Source organism: Algibacter sp. (genome assembly GCF_049667265.1).
Lineage (GTDB): Bacteria > Bacteroidota > Bacteroidia > Flavobacteriales > Flavobacteriaceae > Algibacter_B.
This window is the reverse complement of record NZ_JBATHX010000267.1, coordinates 1-2,000: the sequence shown is the minus strand read 5'-3', so window position 1 is coordinate 2,000 and position 2,000 is coordinate 1. Positions and strand designations below refer to the sequence as shown.

Here is a 2,000-nt window from a genome sequence, read left to right as displayed (position 1 = left end):
CCGTAATACTTAATAAAATTGCTTTTGTTTTCATTTTGATCCATTTTTAGATTATGAAACAAAGAACCGTTACAAATCATCCAAAAAGAAAACCAATCAACCAATCCTAGGTTTTTGTCTATGGACGGGATGGTTTTGTAAATGGAGATCTCACTACTGGGTACAGCAAAAACCAAAGGATTTCATTTAGGTTATTCTGAAAGTGGGCTGCGCCCTCGGTGCCGCTTTTAAGCATACTTCAAGGACTTATTGGTGTATCGATAGCAGGATATACCCGGTACATTTTGACCCTTAAACCAACGTTTTAAGTATCAAGATGCAATTCCTTAAAAAATCCCGTCGGGAAAATAACCGTTTTGGTCTAGTCAATTCCCCCATCCATCTATTTCAATAGATATTGTATGACAACCGACGGATATTTGTACCGTATTTCAATCAAAATTGCATACAACGACATGAAAAAAACAATCATCATATTTCTAGTATTACTCGGGCAGTTTGTACAGAGTCAGCAAACTCCAAGTGATCACAATAAAATTTGGTCCTTAGAAGATTGCATTTCCTATGCTTTGGAGCATAACATTTCCGTAAAACAGGCCGTTTTGCAAAAAAATAGCACGCTTCAGGATTATAAATTGTCAAGATCTTCAAGATTACCCAATCTATCGGGTATGGCTTCACAGAACTTTACCAATGGGAATTCGATTGACCCGATAACCAGTGATTTTGTTTCCCAACAGATAAATTCTACAAGTTTAGGGTTGAATACCCAGGTAACCCTTTTTCAAGGCAACCAAATCAATAATGAAATAAAACAAAACAAACTTTTGGTTGATCAGTATTCCTTTTATGAGGAGCAGGCCAAAAACAATATCATCCTGAGTATTGCCGATAGTTATATTCAACTGCTCTATAGTAAAGAAAACATCACGATAGCAGAAAACAACCTAGTTGCATCGCAAAAAGAAGAGGAGCAGGCCAAGGCCCGTTTAGAAGCTGGTTCCATTGCCCTAAAGGATTATACAGATGCACAGTCCAACACGGCTACGAATGCCTATAATCTAATAACCGCTAAAAATGATTATGCCCAACAGCTATTGACTCTTAAACAGCTTTTGGAGCTTCCGAACGGTACTGCATTTCAAATTGCCGAACCGACAGGCACCGATGAAGATTTGATTCCTGATGTGAATCTAATCTATAGTCAGGCTTTGGAAAAACTTCCCGAAATAAATGCAAGTAAAATCAATGTGTCCGTTTCGGAAAAGGAACTGGATATTGCCAAAGGGGGATATCTACCTACACTTTCCTTAACAGGAAGCCTTGGCTCCGGTTATACCTCAACACGGGATTTTAATTTTTCCGACCAGCTCGACCTAAACTTTAATCAACGGGTCGGACTCTCTTTAAACGTTCCTATTTTCAACAGGAACAAAACGAAAACAGAAATTGAAAAATCCAAAATAAATATTGATATGGCCCAATTACAATTGGCACAAGAAGAAAAAGACCTATATCAAAAAATAGAAACGGCTTGGCAAAATGCAACAGCGGCCCAGAGCCAAATGGTAGCCGCCGAAGTTGCGAAAAATGCTGCAAGTGAATCGTACCGATTGGCACAGAAACAGTACGAACTAGGAGCTTTGAGTACCACCGATCTAGTGGTCAGCCAAAATACATATACCAATGCCGAGCAAAACTACATTCAGACAAAATATTTAAGCCTTTTGTATACCCAACTACTTCAATTTTATCAAGGGAACGATATCAAACTTTAATCTATACTATCATGAAAAAAAATAAAAAGAAAATTATAATAACAGGCATTGTAGTCGCAGCACTTGCAATTGTAGGTTACACTTTCTTAAAAGGTGGCGACGCTATTATTGTTGAAGCAAAAACAGTACTCGCCAAAAAAGCAGATGTAACCACTATGGTTACGGCAACCGGAACCATTGAACCCATAAATCAAGTAGACGTAGGTACACAAGTTTCTGGAG

General features: G+C 38.2%; 1 protein-coding gene and 1 pseudogene. Both read left to right on the top strand.

Annotated features, from left to right (window positions below; all coding sequences use genetic code 11):
• Positions 1-455: 455 nt before the first annotated feature.
• Entirely contained in the window at positions 456-1,778 is a 1,323-nt protein-coding gene (locus tag WBN21_RS10030) for a TolC family protein (protein WP_424199873.1), read from the top strand.
• A gap of 11 nt (positions 1,779-1,789) precedes the next feature.
• Positions 1,790-2,000: pseudogene (locus WBN21_RS10025) on the top strand (efflux RND transporter periplasmic adaptor subunit); the annotation flags it as partial.

Excerpts from the sequence above, each read along its gene's own strand:
- WBN21_RS10030 (WP_424199873.1), top strand. The coding sequence starts at position 456 with ATGAAAAAAACAATCATCATATTTCTAGTATTACTCGGGCAGTTTGTA.